Consider the following 16,546-nt stretch of genomic DNA (forward strand, 5'->3'; position numbering starts at 1 on the left):
GGGACCCGGTAATTGTATCCCGACGCCTGAACGCCTAAATCAGAGGATCAACCAGGGACCCCCCATGCACGCATCCGCGAACGAGCCCACCGTCTGGCACGGCACCACGATCCTGACCGTCCGCAAGGGGGGCAGGGTGGTGATCGGCGGCGACGGCCAGGTCTCGATCGGCCAGACCGTGATCAAGTCCAACGCCCGCAAGGTGCGCAGGCTCGGCAAGGGCGACGTCATCGGCGGCTTCGCCGGCGCCACCGCCGACGCCTTCACCCTGTTCGAGCGGCTGGAGAGCAAGCTGGAGCAATATCCGGGGCAGTTGACCCGGGCCGCTGTCGAGCTCGCCAAGGACTGGCGCACCGACCGCTATCTGCGGCGGCTCGAAGCCATGATGATCGTCGCCGACAAGGACGTCTCGCTGGTCCTGACCGGCACCGGCGATGTGCTGGAACCTGAGGCCGGCGTGATGGCGATCGGCTCAGGCGGCAATTACGCGTTGGCCGCGGCGCGGGCCCTGCTCGACACCGACAAAGACGCCGAGAGCATCGTGCGGCGCTCGCTCGACATCGCCGCCGACATCTGCGTCTACACCAACCGCAACATCACCATCGAGACCTTGCAGGGCGGCTCAGCCATGGTGCGGGATTAATGGCTCAGGATTACGCCATCCGCGCAATGGCTGCCGCCGACCTGCCCTTGATACGCCGTTGGCTTGGCACGCCGGACGTGATGCGGTGGTGGGGAGAGCCCGACGAGCAATATGCGCTGGTGAGCGGCGATCTCGCTCATCCTGACATGGACCAATTTATCGTCGCGATCGATGGCCGGCCGTTCGCATATCTCCAGTGCTATGCGCTCTCAGCATGGGATCATGGATTCGGGCCTCAACCGCCCGCCACGCGTGGCATCGATCAGTTCATCGGCGAGCCCGACATGATCGGGCGCGGCCATGGGGCGCGTTTCATTCGGCAGTTCGTCGAAGACCTGCTGCGATCGGCCGCGCCACGCGTGGTGACCGATCCAGATCCGGCGAACGCCCGTGCCGTGCGCGCCTACGAGAAGGCCGGATTCAGACGCGATCGGCTCGTCGAAACGCCGGAGGGCTCTGCGCTGCTGATGGTGAGCCAGCCCGGCGACTTGCCCTGATCGCGATCCAAACCTAGCTAGAGCCCCATGACCGACTTTTCACCCCGCGAAATCGTCTCCGAACTCGACCGCTACATCGTCGGCCAGGCCGACGCCAAGCGGGCGGTGTCCATTGCCTTGCGCAACCGCTGGCGCCGGCTGCAGCTCGATGCAGGCCTGCGCGAAGAGGTGCTGCCGAAGAACATCCTGATGATCGGGCCGACCGGCGTCGGCAAGACCGAGATCGCGCGGCGGCTGGCCAAGCTTGCGGGCGCACCGTTCCTCAAGGTCGAGGCGACCAAGTTCACCGAGGTCGGCTATGTCGGCCGCGACGTCGAGCAGATCATCCGCGACCTCGTCGAGGTCGCGATCGCCCAGGTCCGGGAGCGCAAGCGCAAGGACGTCGCCGCCCGCGCGCAGCTCGCCGCCGAGGAGCGCGTCCTCGACGCGCTGGTCGGCGCCAATGCGAGTGCTGCGACGCGCGACTCGTTCCGCCGCAAGCTGCGCGCCGGCGAGCTCAACGACAAGGAGATCGAGATCGAGACGCAGTCCTCCGGCGGCGGCTTGCCGATGTTCGAGATCCCCGGCATGCCGGGAGCCCAGATGGGCGCGATCTCGATCGGCGACATCTTCGGCAAGCTCGGCGGCCGCACTAAGACGCGGCGCGTGACGGTCGAGGCCTCGCACGACATCCTGATCGCGGAAGAATCCGACAAGCTGCTCGACAGCGAGCAGCTGGTGCAGGAAGCAATCAGCGTGGTCGAGAACAACGGCATCGTGTTTCTCGACGAGATCGACAAGATCTGCGTGCGCGAGAACCGCGCCGGCGGCGACGTCTCGCGCGAGGGCGTGCAGCGTGACCTGCTGCCGCTGATCGAGGGCACGACGGTCTCGACCAAGCATGGCGCGGTCAAGACCGACCACGTCCTGTTCATTGCCTCCGGCGCGTTCCACATCGCCAAGCCCTCGGACCTCTTGCCGGAGCTGCAGGGACGATTGCCGATCCGGGTCGAGCTGCAGGCGCTGACGCGCGACGACATGCGGCGCATCCTGACCGAGCCGGAGGCATCGCTGATCAAGCAATATGTCGCGCTGATGCAGACCGAGGGCGTGACGCTCGACATCACCGACGATGCGATCGACGCGCTCGCCGACATCGCGGTCGCGGTGAATTCGACGGTCGAGAACATCGGCGCGCGCCGGCTGCAGACGGTGATGGAGCGCGTGCTCGACGAGATCTCCTTCACGGCGTCCGATCGTAACGGCGAAACCATGCGCGTCGACGCTGCGTATGTGCAGCAACACATCGGCGACCTCGCCAAGAACGCGGATCTCAGCCGGTTCATTTTGTAGTCGGCTGCGCCTAGCAAGCGCTGAGCTTCTTCGCTCCGGCGCGGCGTCAAAATCCGCTGTCGTCCCCGCGAACGCGGGGACCCATAACCACCAAAGCTGATTGTGACTCACGATGGCGGCTCCAGCCTTGCCTCACCACGAACGGCGGCGGCAATGGGTCCCGGCTCAAGGCCGGGACGACAGTGGTGGACGGGGCGACGACCTCGTCTCCATCTATCACCGCTCGGACGCCGCATGACCGCCGCCTCCAGCAAACACTGGCGCCTGATGCTCGCCGTGAACGCCGCCGTCATGCTCGGCGTGTTCCTGCACAAGCTCACGCTGCCGCCCTACATTCCGTACATCCATCTGCTGGTCGACTATCATTTCGGCTTCATCAAGCGCGCGCTGATCGGTGCCATGGTCGGCCTGTTCGCCGCGAAGGTGCCGGTCTGGCTGGTGTTCGCGCTGGCCGGTTGCGTCTGGCTCATCACCCTCGCGCTGTTCGCGCAGCTCTTCCGCCGCACGTTCGGCTTCGATCGCGCACGGCTGCCGCTGTTCATCTTCACCGCTTGCTCACCGTTCGTGTTCAAGAACTTCCTGTTCACGCTCGGCCATTTCGACATCTATGGCTGTCTCGGCGCGATCGTCCTGCTGCTGGTGCCGGCGCGCACGCTGGCCTACGTGCTGCTTGCGGCATTGATTTCGGCCCTGCTCGTGCTGATTCATCACATCCATCTGCTGATGTACGTGCCGACCATCACCGCGATCGTCGTGCTGCGCTACTACCTGACGCGTCCCCGCACTCGCCTAGATATTGCAGTCGGCGCCAGCGCGCTGCTCGGCCTCGGCGCGCTGTTCCTCGCGGCGCAATTCCTCGGCACCATGCCGCTGCCCGAGGCCGACTTCGTGTCCTACTTGCGCTCGCGCATGGTCGATCCGTCGCGCACCGAGCTCTTGCAGTTCGCCTATGTCTGGTATCAGCCGCTCGCCAAGGAGGTGCAGGACACCTGGGCGCGGCTGCCGTCGAACCTGCTGGGCCTGCCCATCTATGCGCTGCTGCTGTGGCTGCACGCGCCGCTGTGGCGGAATCTCAAGGATCTCATCGGCGCCTTGGCTGACAAGCGCCATCGCCAGATCGTCATCGCCGCTCTGATCGCGATCAGCTGCGCTTACCTCGTCATGTTCGCCATGGTGTTCGACTATTCGCGCTGGATCTCGAGCTGGGTGGTCTGCATGGTACTGATGCTGCACGCGGTGAAGACGCTTCCTGCGACCAAGCCGATCACTCCGATCGACGCCGACGACCGCATGACGACGATCCTGGGATGGATCGTCACCGCCGTACCGCGGATCGGGATCATCCGCCCGTTCTGACGCTCAGCCGCGGGCGCGCCTGATCCGGACATAGAGCGCGCCGGCGCCGCCATGGCCGACATGAGCCTCCTCGAAGCCGACGATGAGCGAGCGGAATTCCGGCAGGCTGAGCCAATGCGGCACCTGCCGCCGGAGCACGCCGCGTTCGGGATCCGCCCCGATGGTGCCCTTGCCGGTGATGACCAGCACGAAGGTGAGACCGTCATGCTGGGCGCGATGCAGGAAATGATGCAGCGCCTGATGCGCCCGGCTCTGGGTCATGCCGTGCAGATCGAGCCGCGCATCGATCTCGCTGCGGCCGCGCGACAGCTTGGACCGCTCCTTGCGGCCGAGCGAGACCAGCGGCGGGATCGCCGGCCGGGCCGGCTTGGGCACGACCACCGGCGCGACCGGCCGCGGTGTCATCATCGGCTTGTCCGGCTGCGGCTCGGCCGTCACCATCGGCGGATGCGGCCGCACCGGACGGTGCGTCTTGCGCAGCGGCTTGACCTGGCGCGCCACCGTCTCCCACAGCGTGCGCTCGTCCTCGGAGAGGCCACGCTTGCGACGGCCGCGCGGCGGCTCGGGATCTTCAGACATGGAGACGGCTTGTCATCGGCGGTTGCGATGGCGCCTGCCATAACGCAATCGGCGGATATTGCGATCACTTTCGATACGGGGGCGGGCCTCGGGCAGGGGCACGGGCTGCGGCGCCACAACGTTCTGCGCCACCGTGGTCGTCGGGATTGCGCTCGCGGCGGAAGCAGGGGCCTTCGCATCGTTGACCGGGGAGGCGGCGGCTTTGGCGGCCTCCTTCGGCAGCACCTGCGGAAACAGTTTTGCGATCTTCTCCGACGGGCGTGCATCCGGCAGCGGCATCTTGCGGCCACGCGCGACCGGATCGAGGCTCTTCGGCACCAGCATCACGAACTGGATGCTGTGCTTGAGACGGCCGGAAACCTTGCCGGCGTCCTGGCCGGCGCCGAAATAGAGATCGGCGCGCGCAGGTCCGACGATCGCCGAGCCTGTATCCTGCGCAATCATCAGCCGGTGAAACGGGCTCTTCGACTTCTCGGATTCGATCGGCAGCTCGCCGGTGATGAAAAACGGCGTGCCATAGACGTGCAGCGACTTGTCGACGGCGATCGAACGGCCGGGCGTCAGCGGGATGCCCTGCGCGCCGACCGCCTCATCCTTCTCCGACAGCTGCACCTCGCGGAAGAAGATGTAGGAGCGGTTCATCCGCCGCAGGTCGTTGGCACCTTCCGGATTCTGCTCCATCCAGTCGCGGATACGCTGCATCGACATCTGCTCGCGCGGAATGATGCCGCGTTCGATCAGGATGCGGCCGACCGGTGTGTAGGGAAGGCCATTATAGGCATCGTAGTTGATGCGGATGGTCGAGCCGTCGTCGAGACTGATGCGCGCCGATCCCTGGATCTGGGCAAACAGCAGGTCGGTCTGATTCCTGAGCCACGCGATCTCCAGGCCACGGCCCTCGATGGCGCCGTCCTCGATCTCCGCGCGGTCGTAATAGGGGACCAGCTTGCGCCGTCCGATCTTCCGATAGACGGGACCCTTGTTGGGCAGACTCGTCGCGTCCTGCTTGAAGCCACGGACGAACAGATTGGAGGGGCGACGATAGACCGGAACGTTGTAGACCTCGTTCTGGGTCCGCGAGCCCTCGATGATGGGTTCGTAGTAGCCGGTGACGAAGCCATCGGCATCGCCGAGCTTGGAGATCTTCAGCGGCTCGAAGTGCCGTTCGAAAAAAGCCCTTGCCACAGCATTGTCGGCGAGATCGGTGGCCCGAGCGTCGCGACAGGGGTCGCGCAGGGAATCGCCCAGCGGCTTGCTATCCGCCTTGGCATCCGGCGCTGCATCCGTCTTTGCGGCGATCGGCTTGCAGCTGGCGCGGAACGTCCGATAGGCCGCAAGCTGGTCGTCGTCGTTCCAGCCGGGCACGTCGTTCCAGGCCAATGGCAGGTACTGGCTGTTGCTGATCTCGAGCGGCCAGTCGAGTTGCGGGTAGGGCAGGTGGCGCACCGGGGGCGTCGCCGCCCGGTGGCGCGAGCGCACCGCCTCGGCCGCATAAGGGGCGAGCGCCACGGCGGCGACGCTCAGGGCGAGCGCCGGCGTCCAGTATTTCAGGCGATGAGCGGTGAACCCCCGCTTCCAAATTTCGCGAACCATGCTTGCACCATCAAAGTACCACTCAACGCGAAATTCAGAGAAAACGGGATGCTGAAAAGATCCGGGTCAAAAAGCCGAGGATCGACCTCGTCGTCCTCCTTGCAGAACTGGGTCGACATCGAGAGCGGGCGATCTCCCGATGTAACGCCGGCGGCGGCAACCTATTCCATCAATGGCTGCCGGTGCCGACCAGCTTCCAATTGGGATCGCGCGAGCCGGTATCGCGGGCGAAAGTCCAGATGTCGGTGATGTCGGCCACCTTGTCCGGATTGCCGTCGACGATGTTGCCCCCCTTGTCGCGTGTCACCGAGATCATTTGCGAGACGAAGCGCACCGTCACCTGCGCGGTGCGGTCGCGCAGCTCGGCACCGACCAGTTCGGCGGTATCGATGGAGACGAAGCGGGTTTCGGTCTTCTGCTCCTGCTTCTCACGCTCCTTGATGACGGCGTCGAAACTCTCATAGACCTCGGACGACAACAGGTCGCGCAATGCGCGGCGATCGCCATTGGCGAACGCCAGCACGATCATCTCGTAGGCACTGCGCGCGCCGGTCAGGAAATGGCGCGGATCGAACGACGAGTCGTCGGCGACGATCGCGTCGAGGCCACGGGCGAGCGGTGTGCCCGGCTCGGCCAGGCCACGCCAGCGATCGCCCGGCGCCGGCATCTCGCCGCCGGGGACCGCAGCCGAGGGATCGATGGGCTTGTTGGGAACCGGCATGACGTGGTTGTCCGGCGCGCCCTGGACCGCGTTTCGGGCGGCGTGATCGAACGGCGTCCGCTCGCTCCCGGTACGCTGCCCGAGCACGGCGCGCAGGCGGATGAAGATGAAGACCGCCAGCGCCAGGAAGATGATGGTATAAATGTCCACTTCGTGTTCGCTTTCTGACTTGTCGAGCCGAACGCGGAGCCCGGCCACCGGGCACCCGTTCTACAGGATCCGGGTAAAGACCCGTGAATCCCTCGGTCGACCCGGATGTAGTCATCGAATTGGGCCCGGCCAATGGCACATTGTGGCCCGGTGATCCTAACCCTTTTCCCTCTCAAGGGGAAATCCGATCGACCTTGGATTGGAACAGAGTAGGACGGTCGCTGGTTCCGCCCCCGGGCCGATGCGACAAATAGAGGCATGCCGGCCGGATCAACCCTCTGCCTCGGCCTTTTGCGGCGTCCGTGCCTCGTCCTTGTGGAACAAGCCGGCCCTATGGTAGCCACGCGCCGCAACGACCCGCCCTTTTTGCCTGGAGAACACTGCGATGACCAACGGTAACGGCGCCACTCCCGAGGCGGCTCCTCCTCCTCAACTGAACGTGCTGGCGCAATACATCAAGGATCTCTCGTTCGAGAATCCGAACGCTCCGCAGTCCCTGGCGCCGCAGGGCCAGCCGCCGCAGATCAACATCCAGATCAATGTCGGCGCCAATGCTCTGAATGACACCGAATACGAGGTGACGCTGACGATCGAGGGCAAGGCCGAGAGCGGCAGCCAGGTGATGTTCAGCTTCGAGCTGGTCTATGGCGGCGTGTTCCGGCTGGTCAACATTCCGCGCGAGAACCTGTCGCCGATGCTGCTGATCGAATGCCCGCGCCTGCTGTTCCCGTTCGCCCGCGAGATCGTCGCCAATTCGGTGCGCGACGGCGGCTTCCCGCCGCTGATGCTGGACCCGGTCGATTTCGTCGGCCTGTACCGCCAGAACATGGAGCGCCAGGCGGCGGCCCAGGGCGGCCAGGTGCTGTCGAGCTGATCCGGTTCTGCTTACGATTGATGTTTGCCGGGCGTGATCCGCTGCCGATCAAGCGGATCACGTGCCGGCGAGAAACTCCGTCCAGATCGGCTTGTCGCCGAGCGTGGCGATGAAGGCGCGATGCGCCTCTCGCTCCGCCTCCGTGACCCGCGGCAACAGCGGCTGCTCGCGCTGACGGCGCGGCGTCTCGCCGGCAGATCCGATGCGGATCTCCTGGCTATCCTGGGTCAGGATCAGCTGCGACTGCCGCGCCCCGACCAGATCGACATAGACCTCCGCCAGCAGCTCGGCGTCGAGCAACGCGCCGTGCTTGGTGCGGCGTGAGTTGTCGATCGCATAGCGTGAGCACAGGTCGTCGAGGCGGTTCGACACGCCGGGATGCTTGCGACGTGCCAGCAGCAGCGTGTCGACCAGACGGTCCCTCGGAATGGCCGCGCGCTTGACCCGGTCGAGCTCGGCATTGATGAAGCCGATGTCGAACGAGGCGTTGTGGATCACCAGCGGGGCATCGCCGATGAATTCCAGGAACTCCTCCACGATCTCGTGAAACAGCGGCTTGTCCGCGAGGAACTCGCTCGACAGTCCGTGAACCGCGAACGCCTCCGCCGGCATGTCACGTTCGGGATTGATGTAGCGGTGGTAGACTTGGCCGGTGGGCATGCGGTTGATGATCTCGACGCAGCCGATCTCGACCAGGCGGTCGCCGCGCAGGGCGTCGAGGCCGGTGGTTTCGGTGTCGAGAACGATCTCACGCATCTGATTTGATCCGTCGAATTCCGCGCGGCCGGCGTTCGCGAATCAGCGTCGGCGCTGTGGCATTCTAACGACCTCCGCCAGGATGTCGCGGATGCGTGCCCGCACCGGATCGAGCCCGTGCGAGGTATCCACGACGAAATCGGCGCGCTTGCGCTTCTCGGCATCCGGCATCTGCCGTGCGAGCAGCGCATCGAGCGCTTCTTCCGTCATCGTGCCGCGCGCCAGAATGCGCTGACGCTGGATCTCGGGCGCGGTCGACACCACCACCACGGCATCGACGCGCTTGTCGCCGCCGGTCTCGAACAGCAAGGGGACATCGACGACGGCAACGGGCACGCCGGACTGCTCGGCGTCGTCGAGAAACTTCTGATGATAGGAGCGCAGCATCGGGTGCACGATCGCTTCGAGCCTGCGGATCGCGTCGGGATCGCCAACGACCTTGGCGGAGAGCCTGGCCCGATCCACCTTGCCGTCCACCGTGGTCCCGGGAAATTCGGCTTCGATCGCCGGCGCGGCTTCGCCCTCATAGACCTTATGAACGGTCGCGTCGGCGTCATAGACCGGGACGCCGGCTTCGGCGAACAGCTTTGCGGTCGTCGACTTGCCCATGCCCATCGAGCCGGTCAGACCCAGCACTCTCATCCGCGGTCACTCCCCCTTGCGCGTGGCTGCGGTCGGCCTCAGATCCTGAGCAGCTTCGCTTCGCGAAAATAGGCGAGCAGCGGCAGCAGCGGCAGGCCGAGGATGGTGAAGTGATCGCCGTCGATGCGGTCGAACAGGTGCACGCCGAGCCCTTCCAGCTGGTAGGCGCCGACGCTGGATGTAACGGTTTCGCCGGCGGCATCGAGATAGGCTGCGATCTCGGTTTCGGTGAGGGCCCGCATCGTCATCCAGGCGACGGCGACGTGCGAGAACAACACCTCGCCATTGCGGACCACGGCGATGGCCGAGTGCAGCGCATGGGTGCGTCCGCCCAGCGCCAACAGTTGCTGCATGGCATGCTGGCGGCCGGCTGGCTTGTTGAACATGCGCTCACCCAATGCCAGCGTCTGATCCGCGCCCACCACATATGAATTGGGCCTGTTTGCCGAGACCGCTGCGGCCTTCGCGTTGGCAAGGTGCAACGCAATCTCGTAGGGCGCGACCAGGCCGGCTTCGGCCTGCACCGCGCGTTCGTCGATATCGGCCGGAAGCGCCTCGCAGGCGAGGCCTGCGTTCGCGAGCAGCATCCGCCGCGCGCGGCTCTGCGATGCCAGAATGAGAGGCTCGTCACTGCACCAGATGGACATTAATCCGCTCACTAGTCCGGAAGCCGCTGCCGCTGCCGGTCGGTATAGAGTTTCAGGATCGCGGCGGCCGTCTCCTCGATCGAGCGCCGCGTCACGTCGAGCATGACCCAGTTGAACTTCGCACTCAGCTTGCGTGCATAGGCGACCTCGTCCGTCACCGACTGCTTGTCGACATAGTTCTCATTGCCGGATTCCGCACCCATGCTGAGCAGGCGATTCTGCCGCACCTGGATCAGCCGCTCCGGGGTCGCATGCAGGCTGACCACCAGCGGCTTCTTCAATATCTCGAGCTGATGCGGGATCGGAATGCCCGGGACCAGCGGCACGTTGGCGGTGCGCACGCCGCGGTTGGCGAGATAGATCGAGGTCGGAGTCTTCGACGTCCGGCTGACGCCGACCAGCACCACTTCGGCGTCTTCGAGACCGTCGACCATCTGCCCGTCATCGTGGAGCATCGTGTAGTTCAGCGCATCGATGCGGGCGAAATATTCGGCATTGAGCACGTGCTGCGCACCGACGCGGCCGGCGGTCGATGCGCCGAGATAGGCCTCGAACAGCTGCATCACCGGACCGATGATCGACAGGCTCGGGATGTTGATCTGCTGGCACTTGGCTTCGAGCCGGCTGACCAGATCCTTCTCGAGTAGGGTGAACAGCACGATGCCCGGCGCTTCCTCGATCTCGTCGAGCACGCGGTCGAGCTGCTTCTGGCTCCGCACCAGCGGGTACACGTGCTCGACCGGGGTCACGTTGGTGTATTGCGCGGCGACCGCACGCGCGACCGTGATCAGGGTTTCGCCCGTCGAATCGGAAACCAGATGGAGGTGAAAGTAGTTGCCGGTGGTGGGCATCAAATCCTTAACGATCTGTGAATCCCTGTGAAGGATGGGGCCAAAAAGCCGCCTCGGACCGCTCCCTTTGTATAACCCCGATTGTTCTGCACATGGTCGCCGTCCGGGACAACGTCAGGCAGCAGCGCGATGATATCGGGACGAGGCCCATTTGTCTCTGGATAAGCTGTCGAAGGATTTCGACAAGCGTCTGAATCACATCAGACTCTGGGGCGATCCGGCGTGCGCAGCTCGCATGTTGAGGGATGTGAACAAGCTGCGGGCAGACTGCGGATGACATTGCATGAGTCCAATCCACCGCTACCTAGACTCAAACCTTAAGATTCTAAAATTATTTGGTTTGGAGGGGACTGAGCGAGCGGATATGTCTCGACACGCAAGCTGATCGCCAGCCGAGAGGACCACGCGTTTCCGATGTATGAGTGGATCAAGGCCCTTCACGTCATCGCTGTCATCGCGTGGATGGCCGGCATGCTGTATCTGCCACGGCTGTTCGTCTATCATTGCGACGCCGAGATCGGCTCGAAGCAGTCCGAGACGTTCAAGATCATGGAACGGCGCCTGCTCAAGGCGATCATCAATCCGGCGATCACCGTGACGTGGCTTGCCGGACTCTATCTGGCCTGGTCCGGCCACTGGTATACCAGCGGTTGGTTTCATGCGAAATTTCTGCTGGTGCTGATCATGTCCGGGGTCCATGGACTGTTCACCCGCTGGGTCAGAGAATTCGGCGCCGACAAGAACACCCGAAGCCAGAAATTCTACCGGTATATCAATGAGGTACCAACGGTGCTGATGATCGGCATCGTGATTCTCGTCATCGTCAAGCCGTTCTGACCGCTTCCCAGGGAATACCGCTCCGCTGCAGATGCCTTGCAGACGACGGCGCGATTTTCTATATTATGGATATCCCACCCCACGCAGGCGGATGTGGTTGCGTTCCGGCTTGACCGGCCGCCGCATCAGGTCTGGTGCCTCATCGGCGCCAACCTTGCTCAGACCTGCGGACCTCATTTCGTCCGCCTTCCCACAGCCACCTCGCATCCCTCCCAAGTCGCTTCCACAGGACCACCCCAATGCGGGAAATCAAACTACAGGACCTCAAGTCAAAGACGCCGGCCGAGCTCGTCTCCTTCGCGGAGGAAAACGGGGTCGAGAACGCCAGCACGATGCGCAAGCAGGAGCTGATGTTCGCCATCCTCAAGCAGCTCGCGATCCAGGAAACCGACATCATCGGTGAGGGCGTCGTCGAGGTGCTCTCCGACGGCTTCGGCTTCCTGCGCTCGCCGGATGCGAACTACCTGCCCGGTCCCGACGACATCTATGTCTCGCCGTCGCAGATCCGACGCTTCGGCCTGCGCACCGGTGACACGATCGAAGGGCATATCCGCAGCCCGAAAGAAGGCGAACGCTATTTCGCGCTGCTCAAGGTCAACACGCTGAACTTCGAGGATCCCGAGAAGTCCAAGCACAAGGTCAATTTCGACAATCTGACGCCGCTGTTTCCGGACGAGCGCTTCCGGCTCGAGCTCGAGGATCCGACCCGCAAGGATCTGTCGCCACGCGTCATCGACATCGTCGCGCCGATCGGCAAGGGCCAGCGTGCGCTGATCGTCGCGCCGCCGCGCACCGGCAAGACGGTGCTGATGCAAAACATCGCGCACTCGATCACGGCCAATCATCCGGAGTGCTACCTGATCGTGCTGCTGATCGACGAGCGTCCGGAAGAAGTCACGGACATGCAGCGCTCGGTCAAGGGCGAGGTCGTGTCATCCACCTTCGACGAGCCGGCCGCCCGTCACGTCCAGGTCGCGGAGATGGTGATCGAGAAGGCCAAGCGCCTGGTCGAGCACGGCCGCGACGTCGTCATCCTGCTCGACTCGATCACCCGTCTCGGCCGCGCCTACAACACCGTCGTGCCATCCTCCGGCAAGGTGCTGACCGGCGGCGTCGACGCCAACGCGCTGCAGCGTCCCAAGCGCTTCTTCGGCGCTGCCCGCAACATTGAGGAAGGCGGCTCGCTCACGATCATCGCGACCGCGCTGGTCGACACCGGCAGCCGCATGGACGAGGTCATCTTCGAGGAGTTCAAGGGCACCGGCAACTCCGAGCTCATCCTCGACCGCAAGGTCGCGGACAAGCGGACCTTCCCGGCGATCGACATCGCCCGCTCCGGCACCCGCAAGGAAGAGCTCATCACCGAGCCGCAGAACCTCAAGAAGATGTACGTGCTCCGCCGCATCCTCAATCCGATGGGCACCATGGACGCGATCGACTTCCTGCTCGACAAGCTCCGCAGCACCAAGAGCAATGCCGAGTTCTTCGAGTCGATGAACACCTGATCGAGGCACTGCTTCAATCTGCAAAGGGCGCTCTCCGGAGCGCCCTTTTTGTTTGACGTGTTTGTCGCTGCGCTCGGCGTGAAGACCTCGATGCTTATCCGCCCGCCATGGTTCGGCGGCGTAAAGCATGCCGCTGCAAACCGATTGTCTTTCGCTGCCGGTGAGCCCAACTGAGGATCATGCATCCACACGACCAGACCATCTTCGCGCTGTCCTCCGGACGCCTGCCGAGTGCGATTGCGATCGTCAGGCTCTCCGGGCCTCACGCCGGCATCGCCCTTCAGATGCTTGCGGGGAAACTGCCGCTGCCGAGGATGGCGACGCGCGCCTTGCTGCGGGATGGTAATGGCGAGCCGATCGACGATGCCGTCGTGCTGTGGTTTCCCGGACCCGCAAGCGCCACCGGCGAAGATGTTGCCGAGCTGCATGTGCACGGCAGTCGAGCCGTCGTGGCGACAATGTTCTCGGTGCTGTCGACGATGCCGCAGATGCGCCCTGCTGAGCCGGGCGAGTTCACGCGGCGCGCGTTCGAGAATGGCAAGATCGATCTGACCGAGGCCGAAGGTCTCGACGACCTCATTCACGCCGACACGGACCGCCAGCGGCGCCAGGCGTTGCGGCAGCTGAAGGGTCTGTTGGGCGACAAGGCGCGGAGCTGGCGTGAGCAGATCATCGAGGCGGCGGCGCTGATCGAGGCCGGGATCGATTTTGCCGATGAAGGCGACGTGCCAATCGAGCTGATGGCGCCGGCGCTCGCCCGGATCGGCGAGCTGTTGACCGAGATCGAGTCGGTGCTGTCGGCCCAGGGCCGGGCCGAACGTCTGCGCGACGGCCTGACGGTCGTCATTGCCGGACCGCCGAACGCGGGCAAGTCGACCCTGATGAACCAGCTTGCGCGTCGCGAGGTCGCGATCGTCTCTCCGCAGGCCGGCACCACGCGCGATCTCATTGAGGTCCAGCTCGATCTCGACGGCTATCCAGTGACGGTGATCGACACCGCGGGCATTCGCGAGACGGACGATCCGGTTGAGCAGGAGGGTGTTCGGCGCGCGCGGGACCGAGCGGCGCAGGCGGATCTGGTGCTGTGGCTGTCGGAGGATGAGCAGGCCGAGGTTGAGCGCCAAAGCGAGGCTCCCGTCTGGCTCGTTCGTAACAAGATCGATCTGAGCAGAGGTCGGGAGGGGGGTCGTCCATCGTCCAGCGGAGATAACCCGGTCTTTCAAATCTCCGCGCGAAGCGGGGCAGGGCTGGTCGAGCTGCTGGATGCGCTGGTTGGCTTTGCCCGGGACTATTTTGGATCAACTGAGAGCGGCCTGATCACACGGCAGCGGCAGCGGACTCTGCTCGCCGACACCGCCGCTGCGCTTCAGCGTAGCATCTCGGCGATCGACCTGGGCGAGGAGCTTGCTGCGGAGGAGCTGCGGATCGCCGCGCTTGCGCTCGGGCGTCTTTTGGGACGAGTGGATGTCGAAGACCTGCTCGACGTGATCTTTCGCGAGTTCTGCATCGGTAAGTAGCCGCGGCCCCACGAACCGGGTCGAATATACTTAATGAAGCGTTGCTTGGTTAATCGATCGTCAATTGTTTCACGTGAAACAACGAGGATTCGACGTCGGCGAATGTTTCACGTGAAACGTCTTCCGAGCATTGTCTGCAGGCGTTAGATAAGCCCCATGATCCAGCATCTGACATCCTACGACGTCGTCGTCATCGGTGGCGGCCACGCCGGCTGTGAAGCCGCGGCGGGCGCGGCGCGCATGGGCGCCCTAACCGCGCTGATCACCCATCAGTTCGCGACGATCGGGGCCATGTCCTGCAATCCGGCCATCGGAGGACTGGGAAAAGGACATCTGGTTCGCGAGGTCGACGCTCTCGACGGCTTGATGGGTCGCGTCGCCGACGCCGGCGGCATCCAGTTTCGCGTTCTGAATCGCCGGAAAGGACCGGCCGTTCGAGGTCCACGCGCCCAGGCCGACCGCAAGCTCTACGCCGCGGCGATGCAGTCGGCGATCCGGGAGACCCCAAACCTCACCGTCATTGAAGGCGAGGCGGACGAACTGATCGCTACCGGCGGACGGGTGGCAGGGGTGCGGTTGGCTGACGGCCGGACCTTCATCTGTGGCGCTGTCGTCATCACGACCGGCACGTTCCTGCGTGGTCTGATCCACCTGGGTGAGAGGACCTGGCCGGCCGGCCGGGTCGGCGAGGCGCCGGCGCTGGGGCTGTCCCAGTCTCTCGAAGCCATCGGATTTCGGCTCGGCCGCCTCAAGACCGGCACGCCGCCGCGCCTGGATGGATCGACGATCGACTGGAGCGCGGTCGAGATGCAGCCCGGCGACGATCCGCCGGAGCCGTTCTCCGTCCTGACCGACAGGATCACCACCCCGCAGATCCAATGCGGCATCACCCGGACGACGACCGCAACCCACGAGGTGATCCGCGCCAACGTCCATCGCTCGCCGATGTACTCCGGGCAGATCAAGTCGACCGGGCCGCGTTACTGTCCCTCGGTCGAGGACAAGATTGTCCGCTTCGGTGACCGCGACGGTCACCAGATCTTCCTGGAGCCCGAAGGGCTCGACGATACGACGGTCTACCCGAACGGCATCTCGACCTCGCTGCCGGAGCAGGTCCAGCTCGCGCTGCTGCCGACCATCCCGGGTCTCGAACGGGTCCGGATGATCCGGCCGGGCTATGCCATCGAGTACGACCACGTCGATCCGCGTGAGCTCGAGCCGACCCTGCAGACCAAGCGGATGAAGGGTCTGTTCCTCGCTGGCCAGATCAACGGCACGACCGGGTATGAGGAGGCCGCAGCTCAAGGTCTGGTCGCGGGCCTCAATGCCGCGCTGGCCGCGGGCGGCGGCGGGCCGGTCGTATTCGATCGTGCCGATGGCTATCTGGGGGTGATGATCGACGACCTCGTCACGCGGGGGATCACCGAGCCGTATCGGATGTTCACCTCGCGCGCCGAGTATCGGCTGACGCTGCGGGCGGACAACGCGGACCAGCGGCTGACCGACAAGGGCATCGCGCTCGGCTGTGTCGGCATTGATCGTGCGCGTTTCCATCGAAGCAAGATGGGCGCGTTGGAAGCTGCCCGCGCGATGGCGAGGTCGCTGACGATCACGCCCAATGAGGCGGCGAAGCATGGCTTCACGCTCAATAAGGATGGCCAGCGCCGCTCGGCCTTCGAGCTGATGGCCTATCCGGAGATCGGTTTCTCCGAGGTGAGGGCGATCTGGCCGGAGCTCGGCGCGATCGATCCCGCCATCGTCATCCATCTTGAGATCGATGCCAAATATGATGTCTATGTCCGCCGGCAGAGCCAGGACGTCGACGCCTTCCGGCGCGACGAAAGCCTGGTGCTCGGTGACGTCGACTATGCGCTCGTCCCAGGTCTCTCCAACGAGGCGCGAGCGAAGCTGACGGCGGCCAGGCCGTGGACGATCGGGCAGGCCGGCCGGATCGATGGAATGACGCCGGCGGCGCTCGGGATCCTTGCGGCCTATCTCCGCCGCGAAGCGCGTCTTAGCAAGACCACCGGCTGAGGCGTTTCACGT

Annotated in this window: 16 protein-coding genes; 9 read left to right on the forward strand and 7 right to left on the reverse strand. The window is 64.6% G+C overall.

The window, feature by feature from the left end:
• The first annotated feature begins 64 nt into the window (after positions 1-64).
• From hslV to ACQR0U_RS00950, 4 genes are all read left to right on the forward strand, one after another.
• A complete protein-coding gene (hslV, locus tag ACQR0U_RS00935; protein ID WP_315825696.1) occupies positions 65-643 on the forward strand; it encodes an ATP-dependent protease subunit HslV in 579 nt (192 codons plus the stop codon).
• Positions 643-1,140, forward strand: a complete 498-nt coding sequence (locus ACQR0U_RS00940) for a GNAT family N-acetyltransferase (RefSeq protein WP_315825695.1) — start codon at positions 643-645, stop codon at positions 1,138-1,140. Before hslV ends, ACQR0U_RS00940 begins: the two co-directional genes overlap by 1 nt.
• A 27-nt stretch (positions 1,141-1,167) precedes the next feature.
• Positions 1,168-2,472 carry an ATP-dependent protease ATPase subunit HslU gene (gene hslU / locus ACQR0U_RS00945; protein WP_315716792.1) on the forward strand — a complete coding sequence of 435 codons (1,305 nt, stop codon included), beginning with the start codon at positions 1,168-1,170 and terminating at the stop codon, positions 2,470-2,472.
• 234 nt (positions 2,473-2,706) lie between these two features.
• Positions 2,707-3,828 carry a hypothetical protein gene (locus ACQR0U_RS00950; RefSeq protein ID WP_316183644.1) on the forward strand — a complete coding sequence of 374 codons (1,122 nt, stop codon included), beginning with the start codon at positions 2,707-2,709 and terminating at the stop codon, positions 3,826-3,828.
• A gap of 3 nt (positions 3,829-3,831) precedes the next feature.
• Here ACQR0U_RS00950 and ACQR0U_RS00955 read toward each other — a convergent pair whose 3' ends face one another.
• The 3 genes from ACQR0U_RS00955 to ACQR0U_RS00965 form a co-directional block, all read right to left on the reverse strand.
• Positions 3,832-4,407 carry a Smr/MutS family protein gene (locus tag ACQR0U_RS00955; RefSeq protein ID WP_315716794.1) on the reverse strand — a complete coding sequence of 192 codons (576 nt, stop codon included), beginning with the start codon at positions 4,405-4,407 and terminating at the stop codon, positions 3,832-3,834.
• Positions 4,408-4,419: 12 nt separating this feature from the next.
• The gene (gene mltA, locus ACQR0U_RS00960) at positions 4,420-6,000 is read right to left on the reverse strand and encodes a murein transglycosylase A (protein ID WP_434842464.1); all 1,581 of its coding nucleotides are present in this window, start codon (positions 5,998-6,000) and stop codon (positions 4,420-4,422) included.
• A gap of 169 nt (positions 6,001-6,169) precedes the next feature.
• Positions 6,170-6,871: a Tim44/TimA family putative adaptor protein gene (locus ACQR0U_RS00965; protein WP_315716796.1), complete on the reverse strand. Its 702-nt coding sequence runs from the start codon at positions 6,869-6,871 to the stop codon at positions 6,170-6,172.
• A gap of 385 nt (positions 6,872-7,256) precedes the next feature.
• Between ACQR0U_RS00965 and secB the strand changes: the two genes are divergently transcribed.
• On the forward strand, positions 7,257-7,745 hold the full coding sequence (gene secB / locus ACQR0U_RS00970; protein ID WP_315716797.1) for a protein-export chaperone SecB: 489 nt from the start codon (positions 7,257-7,259) through the stop codon (positions 7,743-7,745).
• A gap of 57 nt (positions 7,746-7,802) precedes the next feature.
• Here the strand turns inward: secB and dnaQ are convergent, their stop codons facing one another.
• The 4 genes from dnaQ to ACQR0U_RS00990 are packed head-to-tail and all read right to left on the reverse strand — an operon-like array spanning position 7,803 to position 10,641.
• Complete coding sequence (dnaQ, locus tag ACQR0U_RS00975) at positions 7,803-8,501, reverse strand: DNA polymerase III subunit epsilon (protein ID WP_434842465.1); 699 nt, start codon at positions 8,499-8,501, stop codon at positions 7,803-7,805.
• A 42-nt stretch (positions 8,502-8,543) separates the two neighbouring features.
• Positions 8,544-9,143, reverse strand: a complete 600-nt coding sequence (coaE, locus tag ACQR0U_RS00980) for a dephospho-CoA kinase (protein ID WP_434842466.1) — start codon at positions 9,141-9,143, stop codon at positions 8,544-8,546.
• A gap of 38 nt (positions 9,144-9,181) precedes the next feature.
• A complete protein-coding gene (locus tag ACQR0U_RS00985) occupies positions 9,182-9,790 on the reverse strand; it encodes a Maf family protein (protein ID WP_315716800.1) in 609 nt (202 codons plus the stop codon).
• A gap of 11 nt (positions 9,791-9,801) precedes the next feature.
• Positions 9,802-10,641: a pyruvate, water dikinase regulatory protein gene (locus ACQR0U_RS00990; protein WP_316166406.1), complete on the reverse strand. Its 840-nt coding sequence runs from the start codon at positions 10,639-10,641 to the stop codon at positions 9,802-9,804.
• Between the two features lie 414 nt (positions 10,642-11,055).
• On the opposite strand from ACQR0U_RS00990, the gene hemJ reads away from it, so the two are divergent.
• From hemJ to mnmG, 4 genes are all read left to right on the forward strand, one after another.
• Positions 11,056-11,478: a protoporphyrinogen oxidase HemJ gene (gene hemJ, locus ACQR0U_RS00995; RefSeq protein WP_316166404.1), complete on the forward strand. Its 423-nt coding sequence runs from the start codon at positions 11,056-11,058 to the stop codon at positions 11,476-11,478.
• A 239-nt stretch (positions 11,479-11,717) separates the two neighbouring features.
• Complete coding sequence (gene rho, locus ACQR0U_RS01000; RefSeq protein WP_008965552.1) at positions 11,718-12,983, forward strand: transcription termination factor Rho; 1,266 nt, start codon at positions 11,718-11,720, stop codon at positions 12,981-12,983.
• Positions 12,984-13,162: 179 nt separating this feature from the next.
• Entirely contained in the window at positions 13,163-14,500 is a 1,338-nt protein-coding gene (mnmE, locus tag ACQR0U_RS01005; protein ID WP_434842467.1) for a tRNA uridine-5-carboxymethylaminomethyl(34) synthesis GTPase MnmE, read from the forward strand.
• A gap of 156 nt (positions 14,501-14,656) precedes the next feature.
• Positions 14,657-16,534 carry a tRNA uridine-5-carboxymethylaminomethyl(34) synthesis enzyme MnmG gene (gene mnmG, locus ACQR0U_RS01010; protein WP_434842468.1) on the forward strand — a complete coding sequence of 626 codons (1,878 nt, stop codon included), beginning with the start codon at positions 14,657-14,659 and terminating at the stop codon, positions 16,532-16,534.
• Positions 16,535-16,546: the final 12 nt, after the last annotated feature.

The sequence above is a fragment of the Bradyrhizobium sp. HKCCYLRH3097 genome, from assembly GCF_051167875.1.
In the GTDB taxonomy this organism is placed as follows: Bacteria; Pseudomonadota; Alphaproteobacteria; order Rhizobiales; family Xanthobacteraceae; genus Bradyrhizobium.

Bases quoted from the DNA above. Each gene is read 5' to 3' on its own strand.
- hslV (WP_315825696.1), top strand. From the start codon at position 65: ATGCACGCATCCGCGAACGAGCCCACCGTCTGGCACGGCACCACGATC.
- ACQR0U_RS00940 (WP_315825695.1), top strand. From the start codon at position 643: ATGGCTCAGGATTACGCCATCCGCGCAATGGCTGCCGCCGACCTGCCC.
- hslU (WP_315716792.1), top strand. From the start codon at position 1,168: ATGACCGACTTTTCACCCCGCGAAATCGTCTCCGAACTCGACCGCTAC.
- ACQR0U_RS00950 (WP_316183644.1), top strand. From the start codon at position 2,707: ATGACCGCCGCCTCCAGCAAACACTGGCGCCTGATGCTCGCCGTGAAC.
- ACQR0U_RS00955 (WP_315716794.1), bottom strand. From the start codon at position 4,407: ATGTCTGAAGATCCCGAGCCGCCGCGCGGCCGTCGCAAGCGTGGCCTC.
- mltA (WP_434842464.1), bottom strand. From the start codon at position 6,000: ATGGTTCGCGAAATTTGGAAGCGGGGGTTCACCGCTCATCGCCTGAAA.
- secB (WP_315716797.1), top strand. From the start codon at position 7,257: ATGACCAACGGTAACGGCGCCACTCCCGAGGCGGCTCCTCCTCCTCAA.
- dnaQ (WP_434842465.1), bottom strand. From the start codon at position 8,501: ATGCGTGAGATCGTTCTCGACACCGAAACCACCGGCCTCGACGCCCTG.
- coaE (WP_434842466.1), bottom strand. From the start codon at position 9,143: ATGAGAGTGCTGGGTCTGACCGGCTCGATGGGCATGGGCAAGTCGACG.
- ACQR0U_RS00985 (WP_315716800.1), bottom strand. From the start codon at position 9,790: ATGTCCATCTGGTGCAGTGACGAGCCTCTCATTCTGGCATCGCAGAGC.
- ACQR0U_RS00990 (WP_316166406.1), bottom strand. From the start codon at position 10,641: ATGCCCACCACCGGCAACTACTTTCACCTCCATCTGGTTTCCGATTCG.
- hemJ (WP_316166404.1), top strand. From the start codon at position 11,056: ATGTATGAGTGGATCAAGGCCCTTCACGTCATCGCTGTCATCGCGTGG.
- rho (WP_008965552.1), top strand. From the start codon at position 11,718: ATGCGGGAAATCAAACTACAGGACCTCAAGTCAAAGACGCCGGCCGAG.
- mnmE (WP_434842467.1), top strand. From the start codon at position 13,163: ATGCATCCACACGACCAGACCATCTTCGCGCTGTCCTCCGGACGCCTG.
- mnmG (WP_434842468.1), top strand. From the start codon at position 14,657: ATGATCCAGCATCTGACATCCTACGACGTCGTCGTCATCGGTGGCGGC.